The organism is Streptosporangium amethystogenes (genome assembly GCF_000721075.1).
In the GTDB taxonomy this organism is placed as follows: Bacteria; Actinomycetota; Actinomycetes; order Streptosporangiales; family Streptosporangiaceae; genus Streptosporangium; species Streptosporangium amethystogenes.
Genome location: NZ_JOEQ01000025.1, coordinates 38904 through 60073, shown reverse-complemented (window position 1 = coordinate 60073; position 21170 = coordinate 38904). Strand labels below are relative to the sequence as shown.

The following is a 21170-nucleotide window of genomic DNA, read 5'->3' as shown; positions in this document are numbered from 1 at the left end:
CTCGGGGCCCGCGGCCCGGTCAGGAGTGCCGCTCAGAGGCCACCTCGTTCGCCCGTGCCCACTCGCGAAGGGCGTCCGCGGCGGCCTCCTTGCCGAGAACCCCCTGGTCCAGGCGCATGTCCAGCAGGAACTTGTAGGCGCGGCCCACGACCGGGCCCGGCGGGACGCCGAGTATCTCCTGGATCTCGTTGCCGTCGAGCTCGGGACGGATCTTGCCGAGCTCCTCCTCCTCGGCCAGCCTGGTGATCCGCTCCTCCAGCTGGTCGTAGGTCCGCGACAGGGCCTGGGCCTTGCGCCGGTTGCGGGTGGTGCAGTCGGCGCGGGTCAGCTTGTGCAGGCGCTCAAGCAGGTGCCCGGCGTCACGGACGTAACGGCGCACCGCCGAGTCGGTCCACTCGCCCGTGCCGTACCCGTGAAAGCGCAGGTGCAGCTCCACCAGGCGGGAGACATCGGCCACCACGTCCTTGGGGAACTTCAGCTCCGTCATCCGCTTCCTGGCGAGCTGTGCGCCGACCACCTCGTGGTGGTGGAAGGAGACCCGGCCGCCGGGCTCGTGCCGGCGGGTCTTCGGCTTGCCCACGTCGTGCAGGATCGCGGCCCAGCGCAGGATCCGGTCGGGACCGTTCTCCTCCAGGTCGATCGCCTGCTCAAGCACGATCAGCGAGTGCTCGTAGACGTCCTTGTGCCGGTGGTGCTCGTCGATCTCCAGGCGGAGCCTGGGCAGCTCGGGCAGCACGTGGGCGGCGAGCCCCGAATCGACGAGGATCTTCAGTCCCTCCCGAGGGTGATCGCCGCCGATGAGCTTGTCCAGCTCGTCGCGGATGCGCTCGGCGGAGACGATGTCGATCCGGTCGGCCATCGCGTCCATCGCGGCGAGCGCCGCCTCATCGACGGCGAAACCGAGCTGGCTGGCGAACCTGGCCGCGCGCAGCATCCGCAGCGGATCGTCGCCGAAGGAGCGCTCGGGGGGGCCGGGAGTGCGCAGCAGCCTGGCGCGCAGGTCGTCGAGGCCGCCGTACGGGTCGACGAACTCGCGGGACGGCAGGCGCAGCGCCATCGCGTTGATCGCGAAGTCACGCCGGGCCAGGTCGCCCTCCAGCGTCTCGCCGTAGGCGACGTCGGGCTTGCGCGACTTGGGATCGTACGACTCGCTGCGGTAGGTGGTGATCTCCAGCAGCCACCCGCCCTTGCGGACGCCGACGGTGCCGAAGTCGATGCCGATCGTCCAGACGGAGTCGGCCCAGTCGCGGACGAGCTCCAGGACCGTCTCGGGCCTCGCGTCCGTGGTCAGGTCGAGATCGTTGCCGATCCTGCCCAGGAAGACATCGCGTACGGAGCCGCCGACAAGGGCTATCTGGTAACCCTTGGCGGTGAACAGCTCGCCAAGCTCGTGCGCCACAGGGGCGATCTTCCGGAACAGCTCGCTCATGCCGTGGCTCTGGCTCTGGGTCAGATTTGAAAGGGACAAGCCGGGTAGGTCCTTCGGTTACGGAACATGTTCCCCTGTGGGGATACACCTGAAGCGATCACCAGGTTACGGTCAGTCAGGAGAACCTCGGGGGCCGTGCGTCGAGGCAAGGAGCACACACATGAAGGATGCGCTCGCGATCCACCGCTGGCTCCTCGCACACCAGGTCCATCATGAGATCGTACGCCTTCCGCGCGCGATGACATGCTCGGACGAACTGCCCGAGGTGCTTTCCGCGAGCCCCGCCATCTGCCTGGCGGTCACGGTCTACGAGGTCACGACGCGAATCGCCCGCGAGCCCGTGGCGATCGTCACCTCCGTCGGCTCTCCTCCGCGCCCCGGCCTGATCGGCGGCATCCTGGGGGCGCGGCGGGTCCGGCCGGCCTCGGCCTTCACCGTCAACTCCGCCACCGACTACGCCTCGGGTCTGGTCTGCCCGCTGCTGCTGCCCGCCACCTTGACCGTGCTGGTGGACGAGCGGCTCACCGACATCGCCACACCCGTCTACGTGCCCACCGGGGAGCGTCACACGGCACTCCTGATCCGTGCGGACCACCTGTTCAGCCTGGTTTCCGGCAGGGCCGTCGATCTGACTCGCCAGGGTTCCCGGCGGGAGGCGGCGACCTTTCCCCTCGCCGGTTAGGCCATACCATTACGGGCGTGCGCCGTACTCGACCCCTGGCCGGCACGTGATCCGCAAGGTCACGCTGCTCGCCCTGCTCGCCACCACGCTGCTCCTACCCGCGGCCGTGGTCGTTTCCGGTACGGCGAGCGCGCAGACGACCGCGGCGAGCCGGCTGAGTCTCCAGATCATGATGGAGGCCATCGGCCCCGACGTCCCCCGTGAACCGACCACCGAGGTCAAGGTCTCCGGATCACTGGTCAACTCGGGCACCGAGACCATGAGCGGGCTGCGCATCCAGATGCGCTACTCGCCCCAGCCGTTCGCCCAGCGCGGCGACATCGAGGCGTACCAGTCGGGGCAGAGCCTCCAGCCGGTCGCCTGGCGCGACCAGCGCTACATCCAGACCTCGATCGCGCCCTCGGGGAAGACGCCGTGGGAGTTCACCTTCACCCCGCAACTGCTGGGCATCTCCCGCTTCGGCGTCTATCCGATCATGATCGAGGTGCTCGACACCTTCAACCAGCAGGTGGCCACCCTGCGGACCCTGGTGACCTACATGCCCAGGGAGACCAGGGTGGTCCGTACCCGGCTCGCCATGGTGCTGCCCATCGTCGACCAGCCGCGCCGGAGCGGTGACGGCGTCTTCGCGGACGAGGGACTGCCCGCGGCCATGGCCCCGGGCAAGCGCCTCGGTGACCTACTCAAGATCGCCCAGGACACCTCCTCGGCCAAGGGCCTCACCTGGGTGGTCGACCCCGCCCTGCTCGACGACGCGCGGGCCATGGGCGGGCCGCACACGGTCAGGTCCAAGAACCGCGCCCAGCAACGTCCCGCGACACCCGCGGCCGCCCAGTGGCTGAGCGACTTCCGCGAGGCCGTCGCGGACCACCCGGTGATGGCCACCCCGTACGGCGACCCCGACGTGGCGGCCCTCGCCCACAACGGCGTCGACAACGCCACCGCGACCGGTATCAACGCGGCCAGGATCATCGGCAAGGAGACCCTCGGCCGCGATGTGATCACCAACGTGAACTGGCCGCTGGGTGGACTGATCGACTACGACGGGCTGGACCTGCTGGCCACCGGCGGCGTCGACACCGTACTGCTGAACGTGCTGAACCTGCCGCCGGCGACCCCCCCGGTCACCACCCCCGACGCCTCGGCGACCCTGGAGAGCGTGAACGGACCGGTCACCGCCCTGGTCGCCGACGCGAAGCTGAGCGAGACCGTCGGCGCGGACACCTCCGCCCCCGGCTCGGCGCTGATGAACCGCCAGCGGTTCATCGCGGAGACGGCGATGATCAGCGCGGAGCCCGTCAGCACGGCCCGGACCGTGATCGCCGTTCCGCACCGCCGCTGGGAACCCGACCCCAAGTACGTGACCGACCTGATCGAGACCGCCGCCGACCTGCCCTGGCTGCTGCCCGTCGGGCTCGACGCGGTCAAGCGTGGCAAGGGTGCCCCGACACCGCGTGCCGACCTGACCTACACCGATCAGAACCGGCGGGCGGAGCTCCCCAAGCAGTACCTGACGGGCGTCAAGAAGGTCGGCGCCCGCGCCGACCTGACCGCCGCGATCACCACCGCCCAGGATCTCGACGTCTTCGACCTGGCGCTGCTCCGCCTGACCTCCTCGGCCTGGCGCGGCAGGACCGCCGCCGCGGCGCCGTACGTCCAGCAGGTCGCGGAGGCGATCGACAGCCGGATCGCCATGGTCTCCATCACCGGCAGCGAGCAGTCGCGCCTGCGCACCCTGGCCGGCAGCAACGGCGATGTGCCGATCAGCGTGCGCAACGAGCTGAGCGGTGAGGCCAGCCGGGTCGCGGTCCGCCTCAGGGTCACCTCCGACCAGCCCAAGCTGTTGAAGATCGAGCCGTACGTGGACCAGTTGATGATCCTCGGCGGCCAGAGCCAGACCATCCGAATCCCGATGACCTCGACCGCCAGCGGCCAGACCACGGTGACGGTTCAGCTCACCACCGACGACGGCCGCAAGTACGGCAAGCCGGTCGAGCTGACCGTGCGGACCACCGGGTACACCGGGGTCGCCCTGGTGATCGTGGGGGCGGCCCTCGTGGTGATGCTGGCCGCCGTCGTCCTGCGCGTGCTGCGCCGGCGGGGAGGCCGCCGCCCGGCGGCCGCTCCCCCGGCGGAGCGCGACCGCGAGCCGGCCGGCACCGAGTCCTGACACCCAGCGGAGGAATGGCGCATGAGCAGGGTCCTGCGCGCGAGCGCGATCATGGCGGCGGGGACGATGGTCTCCCGCGTCACCGGCTTCGTCCGGACGGCGGTGCTCGCCGCGGCCATCGGGACCTTCGCCCTGGGCGACGCCTACAACGTGGCCTACACGATCCCGTTCACCCTGTTCGACCTGCTCATCGGCGGGATCCTGAGCAGCGTCGTGGTCCCGATGATCATCCGGCGGCAGCAGGCCGACCCCGACGGCGGCCGGGCCTACGAGCAGCGGCTGATGACGATCGGGTTCGTCACGCTGACGCTGCTGGCGGTGATCGCGGTGGCGCTGGCCGGGCCGTTGATCAGTCTCTACAGCACCGACTGGAGTCCTCGGCAGACCGAGGTGGCGGTGAGACTGGCGCAGTTCATCCTCCCGCAGATCGCCTTCTTCGGGGTCGGCGCGATCGCCGGCGCGATCCTCAACACCCGCGACAGGTTCGCCGCGCCGATGTGGGCGCCGGTGCTGAACAACCTCGTGATGATCGGCGTCGCGGTCGGCTACTACGTGAAGCTGGGCGGGGCGGGCACCGACGTCGACACGATCAGCGACACCGACCTGGCGCTGCTCGGGCTCGGCACCACCGCCGGTATCGTGGCGCAGTGCGCGGTGCTGGTCGTCGCGCTGCACCGGGTCGGCTTCCGCTTCCGGCCCAGGTTCGACCTGCGCAACGCCGGGCTCGGCGAGATGGGCAGGACCGCGGTCTGGACCTTCGCCTACGTGGGGATCAGCCAGCTGGGCTTCCTGATCACCACCAAACTGGCGACCGGCGCGGGCCAGCAGGCACCCGGTGCGGGAAACGCCGCCTACGCCTTCGCCTACCAGCTCTTCCAGCTCCCGTACGGGATCATCGCGGTCTCGGTGATCACCGCGATGCTGCCCCGGATGAGCAGGGGCGTGGCCGAGGGAAGCCTGGAGTCGGTCAGGGCGGAGTTCTCCTCGGGGGTGCGGCTGATCTCGGTGCTCCTCGTGCCCGCCGGGCTGCTGCTGATGGTGCTCGGCCCCGCGGTGACCGTGCTGATCTTCTCCTGGGGCAACATGACCGTCGACTCGGCGATCTACATCGGCAACGTGCTGCAGGTCTTCGGGCTGGCGCTGGTTCCCTTCTCGATCTTCCAGCTCCTGCTGCGGGTCTTCTACTCCTTCGGCGACACCCGCACCCCGGTCTTCCTGGCCGTCGGCAACGTGACGGTCAACGCCACGCTCAGCCTGGTGGCCTACTTCACCCTGCCTGCGGAGTACATCGTGATGGGCCTGGCCCTGGCGTTCACCGTCGCCTACGTGGTGGGCAGCGCGGTCGCCTGGGTGCTGGCCTCGCGCAGGGTGCAGGGCCTGGGAGGGCGCAAGGTGGCCGCCGGGCTGTCCCGGATGTACCTGGCCTCGCTCCCCGCGGCGGCGCTCGCGCTCGGCGTGCTGTGGATCACGCAGGAACTCACCGGGCTGGACGCGCTGAGCGCCGCCATCATGCTGGCAGCGGGCGGCGGACTCGGTATGGTTCTTTACTTGGCGATCGCCCACCGGATGCGCATCCCCGAAGTGAGCTCGATCGTTGGAATGGTGGCAGGACGGGTAGGCCGGTAAGCCAAAGGCTTGTCTCAAACGTCTGACAAGGCGAACACGGGCGGAACCGGCGCGGGACTACCATGGTGCGACACGTGTGGTGACATGCGGCTAATGGAAGCAGGAGGGCGTGGGCGGATCCACCCGGCATCATGTGATGTGTCTTGATGTGCCGACCTGGCGTGGTGCTGTCGTGTTCTCAGTTTCGGAGTCCTCATGAGTTCTCCCACCGTCGAGCCCGGCACCAAGCTGGCCGAGCGCTTCCGGCTCGAAGACCGCGTCTACGAGTCCGGTGGCGCCACGCTGTGGAAGGCCATCGACGAGGTGCTCGCCCGGCCCGTCGCCGTCCACACCTTCGACCCCGACTTCCCGCGCCTGAACGAGGTCGTCACGGCGGCCCGGGTGGCCAGCCGACTGACCGATCCCCGTCTCACCCAGGTCTTCGACGCGACCGAGGACGACGGCCACTCCTACGTGGTCAGCGAGTGGGTGAGCGGTGAGACCTTCGGCGACATGATCGCGGGTGGCCCGCTCGACCCCGAGCGGGCCGCCGCGATGGTCGCCGAGGCCGCCGAGGCACTGGCCCACGCGCACGAGGCGAACCTCTCCCACCTCTGCCTGACCCCCGAGCACCTGGTCTGGACGGCGGGCAGCACCGTCAAGCTGCTCGGCCTGGGGGTCGACGCCGTCCTGAACGACGTGACCAGCGACGACGGGGCCCGTGAGGACGCCGAGGGCCTCGGCCGCCTGCTGTACGCCGGGCTGACCGGCCACTGGCCGGGTGAGGAGCACGACAGCGGCGGCCTGCCCGTCGCGCCCATGGACGACGGGCACTTCTGCACGCCGCGCCAGGTCACCGCGGGTGTTCCCGGCTACCTCGACACCATCGTCTGCCGGGCGATGCTGCCGGAGACCAGGCGCGGGGCCGATCCGCTGACCACGCCTGCCGAGCTCGCCGAGGCACTGGCCTCGGTGTCGCGGCCCAGCCCGCTGCCGATGCCGACGCCGATGCCCATGACGGTGCTCCCGGTGGCCTCCTCCCGCTCCGAGGGCATCGACACCGCGAAGCCCCAGCACCACACGCCCCCGCCCCGGCACCAGCCCCGTCCGATGCCCCGCCAGGCGGGTGGCGGGATGCTCAACAAGGTCGCCATGACCGTCGTCGTGCTGCTGGTGATGGTGGCCGTCGGCCTGGGCGCCTGGACGCTCGGCCGCAGCATCGGCAACGCCGGCACCCCGGTCACCGGTGAGCAGAGCGCCGCTCCCACGCCGACCGTGGCCGTCGCCACCCGCGAGGTGAAGCCCTCTTCGGTCATCGGCTTCGACCCGCTGGGCGACCGGGAGGAGGGCAGCAGGTGGGCCTCGGCCGCGGCCGACGGCAAGGAGTCCACCGACTGGCACTCCGAGACGTACGACTCCGCCGACTTCGGGCGGCTCAAGAAAGGTGTCGGCCTGCTGCTGGACATGGGGGAAAGCATCCCGGTCAAGCAGGTCTCGATCGACTTCGGCGGTACCTCGGGCGGCGCCGCGGAGCTCAGGATCGGTGACTCGCCCGACGTCGACGCCCTGACCGCGGTCGAGAAGTTCAACGGACTCTCCGGCAAGAAGACGTACTCTGCGGAGAACCCGCCGAAGGGCCGCTACGTGCTCGTCTGGTTCACCAAGCTGCCCAGCTACCAGGGCAAGTTCCGCGGCCAGGTACAGGAGATAAAGGTCCTCACGACCAAGTGACACCGGTGCGATTTGATCTGTTTTACGCGGCTTATTGCAGATCATCGGAGAATCCGTGGCACCATCTATCCCGTAGTGGTGTTCTCCCCGGACCGGTATAGCAGGACTCTCCTTGTGAATTCCCCACCCGAGACCCCGCCAGCGGCGGACCAGCAGACGGCGAAGGCCCCCATGTCCGACGCCGACCTGCTCACCCGGCACCTCGCCGGGGATCCGCACGCCTTCAGTGAGATAGTCAAGCGACATCGAGACCGCATGTGGGCGGTCGCCCTGCGCACGCTGGGCGACCCCGACGAGGCGGCCGATGCCGTTCAGGACGCCTTCGTCTCGGCCTACCGCAAGGCCGGGAGTTTCCGCGGCGAGGCGGCGGTGACCACGTGGCTGCACCGCATCGTGGTCAACGCCTGCCTCGACCGCATGCGCAGGAAATCGGTACGCCCGGTGGCCGACGACGAACTCGTCGAGGCCGCAGAGCGTGACGCTCCGATGCTCGACCAGACGGCCGAGCGCGAGGTTTCCATGGAGGTCTCCGCGGCTCTGAAGCTGCTGCCCTCCGACCAGCGCGCCGCGCTGGTGCTCGTGGACATGATGGGCTACTCGATCGAGGACGCGGCCCAGGTGCTGGAGGTGCCGAGCGGCACGGTGAAGAGCCGATGCGCGCGCGGCCGGGCGAAACTCGCCCCGATTCTTTCCCATTTACGGAACCGATCAGACCTGTCTCGCGTCTCATCCGCGAAGGGAGCACAACTTCGTGACGGGTGATACGCACTACGACCTGGAGATCTTGGCCGAACTGGCCGAGGGACTCCTCGACGCCGCCACGGCCGTGCAGGTACGCGAACATCTCGCGATCTGCGATCCCTGTGGCGAAAGTCTCGCCGACCTCGCAGCGGTCCGTGAGATGCTCGCGGCGACGCCCACACCGGCGATGCCGATGGGAGTCGCGCTGAGAATCGACCGTGCGCTGGCCGCCGAGGCCGAGAGCTTCCGTGGAGGTGGAGTGGGGCTGGTGGAAGCACCGGCCTGGGACGACATAATGCGTGACGCGCCGTGGGAGACGGGATCTCCCGTCGAACCGGCGCCGTGGGAGAGGGCACCTCTTCCCGAGCAGCAGCCTGAGCCGGCCGTACGGCTGGGGATCGTCGGCGACGACGGCACCGTGACCCCGGTGAACCCCGCGGGTCCGGCCAGACGTCATGGCGCGCCCCGGCGGGCGACCCGGCGGCGCCGGTGGGCGATGCCCGCCGCGGCGGTGGGCGCGGCGGCCGCGGTGATCGGTGCGACCGTGCTGGCGACCGGGACGCTCACCGCGTCCGGTCCGGCCCCGGGGTCTGTCATCGCCCAGCCCGTGCCGAGCGACACGGTCCAGTACGCGCTGACCGACAGCAACTGGAACTACACCGACGCCGAGCTCCGCGGCTCGCTGCTCAACTACATCGGCCCCGCAACCATCGTCGGCACGACTGACAAGTCGGGGATCGACAAGTGTGTCCAGCAGGTCTCGGAGGAGATCGGCAAGTCGCCCTTCGCCGTGGACCAGGGGTTCTACAACGGGCAGGAGGCCAACATCCTGCTCTTCTGGCAGAACCAGGCCAAGAACACCGTGCGTGTCCACGTCGTGGGCCCGCAGTGCGACAACGTGCGCAAGCCCGGCCTCGCACGCTGGAAGTGATCGGGGTGACCTGCGGGTAGGGTCCTCACCCTTTCCGGGAAGGCCCGGCACGGATTCGTTCCGTGCCGGGCCTTCCCATTCCACCTGTGGATCCGTCGGTGCGCCGGGCGGGAATCAGCTGCGCCTAGGATCTGTTGACGCCGGTGGCATCGACAGAGGGAGAGGCACGAGCACTGATGGACGTCCGGAATGTGATCATCATCGGATCGGGTCCCGCCGGTTACACATCCGCTGTGTACTCCGCGCGTGCCGACCTCAACCCACTGGTCTTCGAGGGATCCGTCACCGCCGGTGGCGCCCTGATGAACACCACCGAGGTTGAGAACTTCCCGGGCTTCCCCGACGGCATCATGGGCCCCGACCTGATGGACGGGCTGCGCAAGCAGGCCGAGCGGTTCGGTGCCGAGCTGGTCGCCGACGACATCGTGGAGGTCGACCTGACGGCCAGCCCCAAGGTCGTCAAGACCGCCACCGACACCTTCTACGCCAGGTCCGTCATCCTGGCCACCGGCTCCGGCTACCGCGAGCTGGGCGTGCCCAACGAGAAGCGCCTGTCCGGACACGGCGTGTCCTGGTGCGCCACCTGTGACGGCTTCTTCTTCCGCGGCCAGGACATCGTGGTCGTGGGCGGCGGCGACACCGCCATGGAGGAGGCCACCTTCCTCACCCGGTTCGCCTCCTCGGTGACCGTCGTGCACCGCCGCGACGAGCTGCGCGCCAGCAAGATCATGCAGGACCGCGCGTTCGCGAACGAGAAGATCCGCTTCGTCTGGGACAGCGAGGTCGTCGACGTGCTGGGCGAGAACAAGGTGAGCGGGGTGCGCCTGCGCAACCTCAAGACCGGTGAGGAGTCCGAACTGGCGGTCACCGGCCTGTTCATCGCGATCGGACACGACCCCCGCACCGAGCTCGTCAAGGGCCAGGTGGAGCTCGACGACGAGGGCTACATCAGGGTCGACGCCCCCTCGACCCGCACCAACCTCGACGGCGTCTTCGCCGCCGGCGACGTCGTCGACCACACCTACCGGCAGGCGATCACCGCCGCGGGCACCGGCTGCGCAGCCTCGCTCGACTCCGAGCGCTGGCTGGCCGAGCACGCCGCCGAGTGACAGACATCAGGCATCAGGCACAGAGGGAGAGCAGGACATTGGGGACCATCAAGCACGTGACCGACGCCAGCTTCGAGGCCGACGTCCTCAAGAGCGACAAGCCCGTGATCGTCGACTTCTGGGCCGAGTGGTGCGGCCCGTGCCGGCAGGTGGCGCCGATCCTGGAGGAGATCGCCGGTGAGCAGGCCGAGAAGCTCACCATCCTCAAGCTGAACGTCGACGAGAATCCGGCAACGGCCACAAAATACGGCGTACTCCAGATTCCCACCCTGAACGTCTATAAGAACGGAGAGGTTGTGAAGCAGATCATCGGTGCCAAGCCGAAGGCCATGCTGCTTCGCGAGCTCGAGGGCATCATCTAGGCCCCCTGCGGCCGGCCGCTCCCCACGGCGCCCGCCGTATCACCCGCTTCCGAGCGGCACACCCACCCACAGAAAGCCCCTCGCCTCACCGCGGGGGGCTTTCGCCTGCGCCGGGCCCGGACCTCGGCCTCCGGATCGCGGGGGACGTCCAAGGTGGCGCCGTACGGGCTCCAGAGGGTCTCAGACGGGCCGCAGGGCCCTCTCCGGACTCATGCTCCCAAGGAGCCTCTCCAGTGCCACCTCGACGTCCTCACGCCACGAGACGGCGTTCTTGAGCTCCAGGCGGAGGCGGGGGAAGCGCAGGTGCGGACGGACCGTCTTGAAACCCACGGAGAGCAGGTAGTCAGCGGGCATCAGGCACGCGCCCGGCTGCTCCCACTTCAGGTCGCCGAACGCCTCTATCGCCCGCACCCCGCGCCGGGTCAGGTCCTTGGCCACGCCCTGGACCAGCATCCGGCCCAGGCCGCCTCCGGAGAACTCCGGGATGATGTGCGCGGTCATCAGCAGCACCGCGTCCGCGCTGACCGGCGAGGTCGGGAAGGCCACCGAGCGCGGCACGTAGTGCGGCGGCGCGTAGAGCACGAAACCGGCGGCCACCCCGTCCACATAGACGATCTTTCCGCAGCTTCCCCACTCCAGCAGCGTGGAGGAGATCCACGCCTCCTTCTCCAGCCCCGGATCACCGGCCTTCATCGCCCGATCCGCGTTGACGGGATCGAGCTCCCAGAAGACGCACCGGCGGCAGCGGCGCGGCAGGTCGTCGAGATTGTCGAGAGTGACGTTTGCCAGCCGACGCGACACCTGTTGGCCCCAATCCTGGCGAGACGAGTGCAAGCCATGGCGAAAAACGCGCGAAAACGGCGTCTCCAGCTGGCATCGTAGCTCAGTGCGGGTCTTGGTTTCAGGAGGTCTCATCCCCACACGCAGACGACTACGGCCTCTGACGTAACCTGGTTTCTCTAATATGAGCGCTTTATGCGCCACACAATTGAGGAGGTGGACCGTGCCCCAGGATAAAGATCACGGTCAGGCCATCGCTCCGACCCAGGGATCGCGCATCGACGCCTACGTCGATCGGTACGCGGCACGAGCAACCGGGATGGTCGCCTCCGAGATTCGAGCTCTTTTCTCCGTCGCGTCGAGGCCCGAGGTGGTCTCGCTCGCCGGCGGAATGCCGTACGTCACCGCCCTGCCCCTGGACGTGGTGGGTGAGCTGGTCGCCGACCTGGTCGCCAGGCGCGGTCCCGTCGCGCTCCAGTACGGCTCCGGTCAGGGCGACCCGCACCTGCGCGAGCAGATCTGCGACGTCATGCGGCTGGAGGGCATCGAGGCCAACGCCGACGACGTCGTGGTGACCGTCGGCTCCCAGCAGGCCCTCGACCTGATCACCCGGATCTTCATCGACCCGGGTGATGTCGTACTCGCCGAGGGGCCCTCCTACGTCGGAGCCCTGGGCACGTTCTCCGCCTACCAGGCCAATGTCATCCACATCGCGATGGACAGCGAGGGAATCGTCCCCGAGTCGCTGGCCCAGACCATCTACGCGCTGAAGAGCGCGGGCAATCGGATCAAATTCCTCTACACGATCCCCACCTTCCAGAACCCCGCCGGGGTGACGCTCAACGCCGCGCGCAGGCAGCAGGTCCTGGAGATCTGCCAGCGCGCCGACGTGCTGATCGTCGAGGACAACCCGTACGGCATGCTCGGCTTCGACGGCGAGCCCATGCGGACGCTCCGCGCCGACAACGCCGAGGGCGTGGTCTATCTCGGCTCGTTCTCCAAGACCCTGGCCCCCGGCTTCCGGGTCGGCTGGGCGCTCGCCCCGCACGCCGTCCGCGAGAAGCTGGTGCTGGCGATGGAGTCCGCGGTCCTGTCGCACTCCTCCTTCACCCAGCTGGCCGTCGGCCAGTATCTCGCCACCCAGCCCTGGCGCGAGCAGATCAAGACGTTCAGAGAGCTCTACCGCGAGCGCCGCGACACCATGCTCACCTCGCTGGAGGCGCTGATGCCCGCCGGCGTCACCTGGACCCGCCCCGCGGGCGGGTTCTTCGTCTGGGCCACCCTCCCCGAGGGGCTCGACTCCAAGGCACTGCTGCCCCGCGCGGTCTCCGAACGGGTGGCCTTCGTGCCGGGCACCGGCTTCTTCGCCGACGGCGGCGGCGCGCGGAACATGCGGCTCTCCTACTGCTATCCGGAGCCCGACCGCATCCGCGAGGGCGTCCGCCGCCTGGCCGGGGTGATCGAGCAGGAGCTTCGTGTCCGCGACACGTTCGGAACCGGCTCGTCCCCGGACCGCATCGGGGTCGACACCCCGGGCCCCGATCTCGCGTAACCATGCCGCACGGTGGGTGTCCCGTTGCCACGGGGCACCTACCGGCATGATCTCCTCCCGCCCGGTACCGTACGGTGACTTCCTGTGCCGGTGCGCGGTGATAGATCCGGTCCGCCGGGAAGACCGGGCCATGCGCGGCGAGAGCGACAGAACAGGCTCGGAGCGGGCCTTGACGAGAGGTATGTCGGATGAGTGACCTGGGCCATGTGCTCGTCCTGGCGGGCGGACTCTCCTACGAGCGGGAGGTCTCGCTGCGTTCGGGGCGGCGGGTGAGTGAGGTGCTGCGAGGGGCGGGCATCTCCGTGGAGACCCGCGACACCGACGCGTCACTGGTTCCCTCCGTGCTCGCGGACCCGCCGGACGCGGTCTTCGTCACCCTGCACGGCGGGGCGGGCGAGGACGGCGCCATCCGCACGGTGCTCGAACTCCTCTCCGTCCCGTACGTCGGCGCCGGCCCCGACGCCTGCCGGGTCGCCTACGACAAGCCCACCGCCAAGACCGTCGTCCGCTCGTTCGGTCTGCGCACCCCCGAATCGGTGACGCTGCCCAAGGAGACCTTTCACGACCTCGGCGCCTCCGCGGTGCTGGCCCGGATCGTGGAGCGCCTCGGCCTGCCCCTGTTCGTCAAGCCGTCCCGAGGTGGCTCCGCGCTCGGTGCGTCGATAGTCCGCAACGCGGAGGACCTTCCGGCCGCCATGGTCGGCTGCTTCGCCTACGGCGACACCGCACTGATCGAACGTTGCATCGACGGTGTCGAGGTCGCCGTCTCCGTGGTCGACCTTGGGAACGGGCCGGTGGCCCTGCCTCCCGTCGAGATCGTCCCCGACGAGGGCATGTACGACTACGCGGCCCGCTACACCGCCGGGCACACCGAGTTCTTCGCCCCTGCCCGCCTCTCGCCCGAGGTCTCCGCGGCCTGCGCCGAGATGGCCGTGACCGCGCACACCGCCCTCGGCCTCCGGGACATCTCCCGCACCGACCTGATCGTCGACGCGGACGGCCTGCCGCACTTCCTGGAAGTCAACGTCGCCCCCGGCATGACCGAGACCTCCTCCCTTCCCATGGCCGTGGAGGCCGCCGGCGACGACCTCGGCACCCTCTGCCGGATCCTTCTCGAACAGGCCGCCGCCCGCGGCGCCTGACCTCGCCACTTCTCCGGGAATGGTCGAAACGCGCGACGGGGACCAAGCGGGGAGCCCGAAGCGCTGCCCTGGCGGGCACACCGGCGGTCCGATCATCAGCCGATCAAGGCCCGCATGAGGCGCGACGGTTCGGTGGAGGGCCGCCGAGAGCTCCGCGGCCGGCGGGAAGCCGACCGGAGCGGACCAGGGGCGTACCGGTGAGCGGATCGCCCCCTACGCTGGCCATGTGCTGACCTCCACCCCATTTCCCAAGAGCTTCGCCAGTGACAACCACGCGGGCGTGCACCCCGCGGTCCTCACCGCCGTCCTCGAAGCGAACACCGGAGACGCCCCCGCCTACGGCGAGGATGTCTGGACCGCCGCGATGGAAGACGCCTTCGGCGCCGAGTTCGGCCCCCAGGCGACCGTCTACCCGATGTTCAACGGCACCGGAGCCAACGTCGTGGGGCTGGGGCTCGCGCTGCGGCCGTACGACGCGGTGCTCTGCCCGGTCACCGCCCACATCAACACCAACGAGTGCGGCGCGGCCGAACGCGTGCTCGGTGTCAAGCTGGTCACCATCCCCACCGATGACGGCAAAATCTTCGTGGATGACATCCGGGATCAGCTGTCCGTGTTGGGGGACGCGCACCACTCCCAGCCCAGGGTCATCTCCATCTCCCAGGTGACCGAGTGCGGCACCTGCTACACCGCCGACGAGGTCGCCGAGCTCGCGGAGTTCGCGCACGCGCATGGCCTCTTCCTGCACATGGACGGCGCCCGGCTGGCCAACGCGGCGGCCGAACTCGGCTGCTCGCTCCGCTCTCTCACCACGGACGCGGGCGTGGACCTGCTCAGCTTCGGCGGCACCAAGAACGGCGCCATGGGCGCCGAGGCGCTCGTGGTCCTCCGCCCCGAACTGGACGCCCCGACACCGTTCCTCCGCAAGCAGGGAATGCAGCTCGCTTCCAAGATGCGCTTCGTCTCCGCCCAGCTCACCGCGCTCCTCAGCGACGACCTCTGGCGCGAGAACGCCGCCCACGCGAACGCCATGGCTCACCGCCTGGCCGAGGGCATCGCAGACCTCCCCGGCGTCTCCCTGCGTTACCCGGTGCAGTCCAACGCGGTCTTCCCCATCCTCCCGGAGAAGGTCATCGCGGAGTTGCAGCAGCGCTACCTCTTCCATGTCTGGGACGCGACCGAGAACGTGGTCCGCTGGGTGACCTCGTTTGACACCGACCCCGAGCATGTCGACACCTTCGTCGCCGACATCCGGCTCGCCGTCCAGGGGGCGACCGGCCCCTGAGTGACGGCCGTTTCACGTGAAACGGCCGCTCCCACATCCGAACCTCGGTGTTCCTTCGATGTTTCACGTGAAACGGCGCCGCCTCCGTCGCGGCGGCAGAGGGTCGTGCCGGCGTCCAGGCCGGAACGCCTGGCGAACCGTGCGGCCCTGAGGCCTCGCGTGCGCGTGCGGCGAAGCACGCCGAACCGAGGGCTTCACCCGACCGTCGCGGTGGCCTACGACGGCCAAGGAGGGGCGGCGGGCGGGATGGCGTCGGGAACACGAGAACGGCCTCCCTGTTTCACGTGAAACAGGGAGGCCGTTCGGGAAAGGTTCGGGATTCACCGGCTCACAACGGGACGTCATTGACCTCGCGTTCACGAGTCCTGCCGGAAATCACCCCTCGTGCGCCTGCAGCGATCCCGGGGCCATCGTGCTGATGATGCGCTCCAGATCATCGATGGTCGCGAACTCCACCACGATGCGGCCCTTACGACGGCCGAAGTCGACCTTCACCCGGGTCTCGAAGCGGTCGGAGAGACGGTCTGCCAGCTGCCGGAGGGCAGGCTCCTCGGCGGGCTTCGCCCGAGGGGTTCGCGGAGCCGGTGCCGGGGCCGCCTTCGCGTCGCCCACGGCGACGATCTCCTCGACCGCGCGGACCGACAGCAGCTCGGCAACAATCCGGCGGGCGAGATGCTCCTGGGCGGCGGGGTCGTCCAGACGGAGCAGGGCCCGCGCATGACCCGCGCTGATCGTGCCGGCCGCGACACTGAGCTGCACACCTGGCGGCAACTTCAGCAGACGGAGTGTGTTGGTCACGTGTGAGCGGGAGCGGCCGATGCGGGTGGCGAGCTGCTCGTGGGTCGCGCCGAAGTCGTCGAGCAGCTGCTGATAGGCCGCCGCCTCCTCCAGGGCGTTGAGCTGCTCGCGCTGGAGGTTCTCGATGAGCGCGTCGAGCAGGAGCTTGTCCTCCTGGGTGCTCCGCACGATCGCGGGGATCTCGGAGAGACCGGCGAGCTTGGAAGCACGCCAGCGGCGCTCGCCCATGACCAGCTCGTAGCGCCCCTCGCCGGTCGCACGCACCACGACCGGCTGGAGCAGGCCGACCTCGCCGATCGAGGCGGCCAACTCCTTCAGTGCCTCCTCGTCGAAGATGTCGCGGGGCTGGCGCGGGTTGGGCGCGATGTCGTCGACGGGGATCTCAAGGAAGTAGGCACCCGCGACCGGCTTGGGGCCGGACTGCTCCGGCACCACCGGCTCCGGGGCGACCATCGTCACGGTCATCGACACGGGTGTCTCGGTGACGATGGCCGGGCCCGTCGGGATGAGGGCCCCCAGTCCCCTGCCTAGCCCTCTCGGCTGCTTACTCACTGCCCCTCCCGAGGCTCAAGATGTCGCCCTCACTGGCATGTCCGCGGCCACGGCCACGGGGTTCGCGGTACTCATACGGCCACACCGCGATAAGCGATCTCACGAGCGGCGTCCATATAGGCCATCGCGCCGCTGGAGCCCGGGTCGTACGTCATGACCGACTGACCGTAGCTCGGGGCCTCGGAGACGCGCACGCTCCGCGGGATCAACGTGCTCAACACCGTCGCGCCGAAGTGGGAGCGGACCTCGTCGGCCACCTGGGAGGCCAGGCGGGTGCGTCCGTCGTACATCGTCATGAGGATGGTGGAGAGGTCAAGCGTGGGGTTCAGATGGGCGCGGACCAGATCCACGTTTCTCAACAGCTGCCCAAGACCCTCCAGCGCGTAGTACTCGCACTGGATGGGGATCAGCAACTCGTTGGCGGCCATCAGCGCGTTGACGGTGAGCAGGCCGAGCGAGGGAGGGCAGTCAATAAGGATGTAGTCGAACTCAACGGCGTCGTACGCGGTCAGCGCGCGCTGCAGGCGAGCCTCACGGGCGACCATGGAGACCAACTCGATCTCGGCGCCGGCCAGGTCGATCGTGGCGGGAGCACAGTAGAGACCCGGCATGTCCGGGACCTCCTTCACCACCTCCGCGAGCGGCAGGTCCTCCACCAGCACCTTGTACATGTCCGGTACGTCGCCGCGGTGCTCGACGGCCAGGGCCGTCGAGGCGTTGCCCTGAGGGTCGAGGTCGACCACGAGCACCCGCTGGCCATGCATGGACAGCGCCGCCGCCAGGTTGACCGACGTGGTGGTCTTACCGACGCCGCCCTTCTGGTTGGCGACGGTGAAGATCCGGGTTTTGGGAGGGCGGGGCCAATCTCCGTCTCGGACCCCGGTGGAACCTCCGGGCGCGGAGGCGGTCTTCCGGGTCGATGTTTCACGTGAAACCACTGAGCTGAGTGCCTCTCGTACCAGCGGCGAGTCGCCGGGATTAAGGGGGGTCTGGGTCACGGTCGTCGTCCTTTCAACCGGCCTGACTACGGCACCGGGAGCCGGTGCCGGCCAACCCAGACCGGAAAGGCGTCCATGGGGCAAAGCGGCCGGATCCTCGGGCCAGCCGAGACCGCTCGTCGCGCTGGCAATCGCACCTGTACGGTCGTCCACTGGCCTCGTGCTCACTTTGCTCGGTTTGTCTACTGGCCTCGCACTACCTGTCTCGCGAGGCGCGATCCTTCCGGCGAGCGGTCTTCCGCGCTCCTTCTGGAGCTCGACCGGCGACCACCCGGATGAGAGTTGTGGGCGGCTCGACCTTACCGTGCCCGACCGAGGTGAGCTCAGCGGTTTGAACCCCACTCGACCGCAATTGCCGTTCGGCGTCCGCCAATTCCTCCGCGGCGCGCTCGCCCTTCATGGCCAGCAGCTCGCCCCCCTCACGCAGGAGAGGAAGCGCCCATTTCAGCAGGCGGTCGAGCGGTGCCACCGCGCGGGCGGAGGCGACGTCGAACTCCCGCCTGCCCGCGAACTCCTCCGCCCGGCCGCGCAACACCTCGACGTTGTCGAGCTTCAGCGACTCCACGCACTCCTCCAGGAAGACCGTCCGACGAAGGAGCGGCTCCAGGAGGGTGACGGTGATGTCCGGCCGTACGATCGCCAGGACCAGGCCTGGCAGTCCGGCGCCGGAACCGATGTCGACCAGGCGCGCGCCTGCGGGCACGGCCTCGGCGACCACCGCGCAGTTGAGCAGGTGGCGGTCCCAGATGCGCGGCACCTCCCGCGGGCCGAGCAGCCCGCGCACCACCCCGGGACCGGCCAGCAGTTCCGCGAACGCCTCCGCCCTGGCCCAGGCGTCACCGGCGAACACCTCGTGCGCGACCGCGGGCGGCTCAGGGATCTGGTCACTCACTCGACGCTCACTCTTCCCTCGGAAATGTCTGGGTCAGGCCGGTCTTAAGGCTAACGGCCCGCCTCGACGGCACCGCACGGCGCGGGTCCCAAACTCGTATGCCACCGCCGACATCGTACGGAACAGGCCACGAAAAAAGCCGCCGCCCCTGGAAGAACCAGGGGCGGCGGCCTCTGCCCGTCCGCCGTCACTATGCGGGGAGGACCACCACGAAACGGCGGGGCTCCTCGCCCTCGGACTCGCTCCGCAGGCCCGCCGCCGCGACGGCGTCATGCACGATCTTCCGCTCGAACGGGGTCATCGGCTGCAGCGATTTGGGCTCGCCATCCCGCTTGACGTCCGCAGCGATCTTGGTGCCTAGCTCGCTCAGCTCGCTCCGGCGGCGTTCGCGGTAGCCACCGATGTCGAGCATCAGGCGCGACCGCTCACCCGTCTGGCGGTGGACCGCGAGACGCGTCAATTCCTGGATGGCCTCCAGCACCTCGCCGTTGGGGCCGACCAGATCACCGCCCTTGATATCCACCACCGACACCACGGCACGATCACCTTCGACATCCATGTCGATGTCACCGTCGATATCGGCGATGTCGAGCAGACCCTCGACGTAATCCGCCGCGATCTCGCCTTCCTGCTCCAGGGCGGCGAGATCGGGAGCCGTCTTCACGGGCTCCCTCTCGGCCTCGGCCTCGGTCACGTCCGGCCACTCCTTCGTGCTGTCGGGATGAGACGTCAGGACTTCTTGCTACCGGTCCGCTTGCTGCGGGGCTGGCGGGTGGGCTGCTGACGGACCACCTTGGGCTCCGGCGCCGACGGCGCCTCGGGCTCGGGGGCGGTCTTCTTGACCTTGCTCAGCAGGCTCGGCTTGGGCTCGGGGGTCGTGACGTTGCCCTTCGCGTCGACCACCGGGGAGGGGTTGCGGCTGTAGAACCAGTGCTGCTGGCCGAGGGTCCAGAGGTTCGTGGTGACCCAGTAGAGGATCAGGCCCAGGGGGAAGTTCAACGAGAAGACGGCGAACAGCGGCGAGACGTACATCAGGATCTTCTGCTGCTGCGCCATCGGGTTGTCCGGCATCTGGGCCATCGAGCGGGTCACGCTCTGCCGGACGGTAAGGAAGGTGGTCAGCGAGCTGATCGCCACGAAGACGGCGAGAACGACCTTGGTGACGATGGGGTCGGCATTCAGCGCGATGATGTCGTTCGCATCGGTGAAGAAGGTCGCCGGGATCGGCGCGCCGAAGATGTGGGCCGCCCTGGCGCTGTCCATCAGCTGCTGGGTCATGCCGAACTTGGGAACCGGGCTGTTGGCCATGGCCTGGAGCACGGTGAACATCGAGATGAAGATCGGGAACTGCGCCAGGATCGGCAGGCAGCCACCCAGCGGGTTGGCGCCCTGCCCCTGGTACAGCGCCATGACCTCCTGGTTCATCCGCTGCTTGTCGTTCTTGTAGCGTTTGCGGATCTCCTGGACCTTTGGCGCCAGTTCCTGCATCTTCTTCGAGGAGCGCATCTGCTTGAGGAAGAGCGGGAAGATCAACAGCCGCATCAGCACGGTGAGCGTGATGATGGTCAGCGCCCAGTTGAGCCCGCTGTTCCTCGGGATGAAGGCGCTGTAACCCTCGTGAATCCAGGTGATTACTTGGGCGACGGCCGTGTAAAGCCAGTTCAGCCAGGACAGCTCCACCGAGCTAGCTCCCTTGCGTTTCGTCGGACCGGCCCGGGGGAACCGGGTCAAAGCCTCCGGGATGGAATGGGTGGCAACGCCCGATTCTCCGGATCGTCAACCATGTGCCGCGTAGCGCGCCGTGAACAGCCACGGCTTCGAGGCCATAGGCACTGCACGAGGGGTGGAAACGGCAACGGGGGCCCAGCAAAGGACTCACGAAGGCCCGGTAGAACCGGATCGGAGCCATCAGGACCCTGGCAGCCGGAGAAATCCCGGCGATCTGCTGCGCCGTCATCATCGCCCATCCATGCGAGCCCCCCGGGGCTCTAGCCGCCTGAGTAAACGATCCAGCGCGACATCGAGTTCGGCGGCAATGCGCTCGCTTCGCGCGGACGCGGCCGGTGGATTGGCGCGTACAACAAGCAGGCTACCTCGCGGAAGCCGGTGGAGACGGTCTCGCATGAGGTGTCGCAACTGACGTTTGACCCGATTTCTGATGACCGCGCCTCCCACGGCGCGACTCACCACGAATCCGACCAGGGGAGGATCGTCAGTGTCGGCGCGCATGCCAAAATGCGCGACCAGGGTGGGGCGGCCTGCTCGGCTTCCCCTTTTGATCGCGCCGGCGAAATCGTCGCCCCGGCGCATGCGGGACCCGGACGGCAACACGAGAGACCTTCGTGACCCTGGGCAGGTACGCCTGTCGCCCGTCGGCATCGCTGCCGACGGGCGACGGGCTCGCTGCCTTG

Annotated in this window: 20 protein-coding genes; 11 read left to right on the top strand and 9 right to left on the bottom strand. The window is 68.8% G+C overall.

Annotated elements, in window-relative coordinates; genetic code table 11:
* Nucleotides 1-19 precede the first annotated feature (19 nt).
* The gene (locus IG98_RS0130030) at nt 20-1429 is read right to left on the bottom strand and encodes a CCA tRNA nucleotidyltransferase (RefSeq protein ID WP_051753173.1); all 1410 of its coding nucleotides are present in this window, start codon (nt 1427-1429) and stop codon (nt 20-22) included.
* A 160-nt stretch (nt 1430-1589) separates the two neighbouring features.
* Here IG98_RS0130030 and IG98_RS0130025 point away from each other — a divergent pair, with 160 nt between their 5' ends.
* From IG98_RS0130025 to trxA, 8 genes are all read left to right on the top strand, one after another.
* Complete coding sequence (locus IG98_RS0130025; protein ID WP_030919683.1) at nt 1590-2111, top strand: aminoacyl-tRNA deacylase; 522 nt, start codon at nt 1590-1592, stop codon at nt 2109-2111.
* A 46-nt stretch (nt 2112-2157) separates the two neighbouring features.
* Nucleotides 2158-4281, top strand: a complete 2124-nt coding sequence (locus IG98_RS0130020; RefSeq protein WP_030919680.1) for a DUF6049 family protein — start codon at nt 2158-2160, stop codon at nt 4279-4281.
* 21 nt (nt 4282-4302) lie between these two features.
* Nucleotides 4303-5907, top strand: a complete 1605-nt coding sequence (murJ, locus tag IG98_RS0130015) for a murein biosynthesis integral membrane protein MurJ (protein ID WP_030919677.1) — start codon at nt 4303-4305, stop codon at nt 5905-5907.
* A gap of 195 nt (nt 5908-6102) precedes the next feature.
* Nucleotides 6103-7617 carry a protein kinase family protein gene (locus IG98_RS0130010; protein WP_030919675.1) on the top strand — a complete coding sequence of 505 codons (1515 nt, stop codon included), beginning with the start codon at nt 6103-6105 and terminating at the stop codon, nt 7615-7617.
* 171 nt (nt 7618-7788) lie between these two features.
* Nucleotides 7789-8379, top strand: coding sequence for an RNA polymerase sigma factor SigM (gene sigM, locus IG98_RS0130005; RefSeq protein ID WP_037971635.1), 591 nt, complete (start codon nt 7789-7791; stop codon nt 8377-8379).
* Nucleotides 8369-9289 carry an anti-sigma factor family protein gene (locus tag IG98_RS0130000; protein WP_030919669.1) on the top strand — a complete coding sequence of 307 codons (921 nt, stop codon included), beginning with the start codon at nt 8369-8371 and terminating at the stop codon, nt 9287-9289. Before sigM ends, IG98_RS0130000 begins: the two co-directional genes overlap by 11 nt.
* 173 nt (nt 9290-9462) lie before the next feature.
* Nucleotides 9463-10398, top strand: coding sequence for a thioredoxin-disulfide reductase (gene trxB, locus IG98_RS0129995; RefSeq protein ID WP_030919667.1), 936 nt, complete (start codon nt 9463-9465; stop codon nt 10396-10398).
* A 38-nt stretch (nt 10399-10436) separates the two neighbouring features.
* Nucleotides 10437-10760 (top strand): thioredoxin, encoded by a 324-nt coding sequence (gene trxA / locus IG98_RS0129990; protein WP_030919652.1) that lies wholly within the window; start codon nt 10437-10439, stop codon nt 10758-10760.
* Nucleotides 10761-10940: 180 nt separating this feature from the next.
* Here trxA and IG98_RS0129985 read toward each other — a convergent pair whose 3' ends face one another.
* A complete protein-coding gene (locus IG98_RS0129985) occupies nt 10941-11561 on the bottom strand; it encodes a hypothetical protein (protein ID WP_030919650.1) in 621 nt (206 codons plus the stop codon).
* Nucleotides 11562-11859: 298 nt separating this feature from the next.
* On the opposite strand from IG98_RS0129985, the gene IG98_RS0129980 reads away from it, so the two are divergent.
* The 3 genes from IG98_RS0129980 to IG98_RS0129970 all read left to right on the top strand — a co-directional run bounded on the left by IG98_RS0129980 (nt 11860) and on the right by IG98_RS0129970 (nt 15519).
* Nucleotides 11860-13092, top strand: coding sequence for an aminotransferase-like domain-containing protein (locus IG98_RS0129980; protein ID WP_051753182.1), 1233 nt, complete (start codon nt 11860-11862; stop codon nt 13090-13092).
* Between the two features lie 188 nt (nt 13093-13280).
* Nucleotides 13281-14234, top strand: coding sequence for a D-alanine--D-alanine ligase family protein (locus tag IG98_RS0129975; protein ID WP_030919646.1), 954 nt, complete (start codon nt 13281-13283; stop codon nt 14232-14234).
* Between the two features lie 226 nt (nt 14235-14460).
* Nucleotides 14461-15519: a threonine aldolase family protein gene (locus IG98_RS0129970; RefSeq protein ID WP_030919644.1), complete on the top strand. Its 1059-nt coding sequence runs from the start codon at nt 14461-14463 to the stop codon at nt 15517-15519.
* A gap of 375 nt (nt 15520-15894) precedes the next feature.
* Here the strand turns inward: IG98_RS0129970 and IG98_RS0129965 are convergent, their stop codons facing one another.
* From IG98_RS0129965 to rnpA, 7 genes are all read right to left on the bottom strand, one after another.
* Nucleotides 15895-16869, bottom strand: coding sequence for a ParB/RepB/Spo0J family partition protein (locus tag IG98_RS0129965; protein ID WP_030919641.1), 975 nt, complete (start codon nt 16867-16869; stop codon nt 15895-15897).
* Nucleotides 16870-16940: 71 nt separating this feature from the next.
* A complete protein-coding gene (locus tag IG98_RS0129960; protein WP_037971634.1) occupies nt 16941-17867 on the bottom strand; it encodes a ParA family protein in 927 nt (308 codons plus the stop codon).
* A gap of 196 nt (nt 17868-18063) precedes the next feature.
* Nucleotides 18064-18759, bottom strand: coding sequence for a 16S rRNA (guanine(527)-N(7))-methyltransferase RsmG (gene rsmG, locus IG98_RS0129955; RefSeq protein ID WP_030919636.1), 696 nt, complete (start codon nt 18757-18759; stop codon nt 18064-18066).
* 190 nt (nt 18760-18949) lie between these two features.
* Nucleotides 18950-19453, bottom strand: coding sequence for a Jag family protein (locus IG98_RS0129950; RefSeq protein WP_051753172.1), 504 nt, complete (start codon nt 19451-19453; stop codon nt 18950-18952).
* 35 nt (nt 19454-19488) lie between these two features.
* Nucleotides 19489-20439 carry a membrane protein insertase YidC gene (gene yidC / locus IG98_RS0129945; protein WP_030919630.1) on the bottom strand — a complete coding sequence of 317 codons (951 nt, stop codon included), beginning with the start codon at nt 20437-20439 and terminating at the stop codon, nt 19489-19491.
* A 4-nt stretch (nt 20440-20443) separates the two neighbouring features.
* Complete coding sequence (gene yidD / locus IG98_RS49200) at nt 20444-20716, bottom strand: membrane protein insertion efficiency factor YidD (protein ID WP_084195764.1); 273 nt, start codon at nt 20714-20716, stop codon at nt 20444-20446.
* Complete coding sequence (rnpA, locus tag IG98_RS49195; RefSeq protein WP_281178549.1) at nt 20716-21138, bottom strand: ribonuclease P protein component; 423 nt, start codon at nt 21136-21138, stop codon at nt 20716-20718. The genes yidD and rnpA overlap by 1 nt, the downstream gene beginning before the upstream one ends.
* Between the last annotated feature and the right edge of the window lie 32 nt (nt 21139-21170).

What these genes read in the sequence shown, in the direction of transcription:
- IG98_RS0130030 (WP_051753173.1), bottom strand. Translation starts at nt 1,429, where the DNA reads ATGAGCGAGCTGTTCCGGAAGATCGCCCCTGTGGCGCACGAGCTTGGC.
- IG98_RS0130025 (WP_030919683.1), top strand. Translation starts at nt 1,590, where the DNA reads ATGAAGGATGCGCTCGCGATCCACCGCTGGCTCCTCGCACACCAGGTC.
- murJ (WP_030919677.1), top strand. Translation starts at nt 4,303, where the DNA reads ATGAGCAGGGTCCTGCGCGCGAGCGCGATCATGGCGGCGGGGACGATG.
- IG98_RS0130010 (WP_030919675.1), top strand. Translation starts at nt 6,103, where the DNA reads ATGAGTTCTCCCACCGTCGAGCCCGGCACCAAGCTGGCCGAGCGCTTC.
- sigM (WP_037971635.1), top strand. Translation starts at nt 7,789, where the DNA reads ATGTCCGACGCCGACCTGCTCACCCGGCACCTCGCCGGGGATCCGCAC.
- IG98_RS0129980 (WP_051753182.1), top strand. Translation starts at nt 11,860, where the DNA reads ATGGTCGCCTCCGAGATTCGAGCTCTTTTCTCCGTCGCGTCGAGGCCC.
- IG98_RS0129975 (WP_030919646.1), top strand. Translation starts at nt 13,281, where the DNA reads ATGAGTGACCTGGGCCATGTGCTCGTCCTGGCGGGCGGACTCTCCTAC.
- yidD (WP_084195764.1), bottom strand. Translation starts at nt 20,716, where the DNA reads ATGACGGCGCAGCAGATCGCCGGGATTTCTCCGGCTGCCAGGGTCCTG.
- rnpA (WP_281178549.1), bottom strand. Translation starts at nt 21,138, where the DNA reads ATGCCGACGGGCGACAGGCGTACCTGCCCAGGGTCACGAAGGTCTCTC.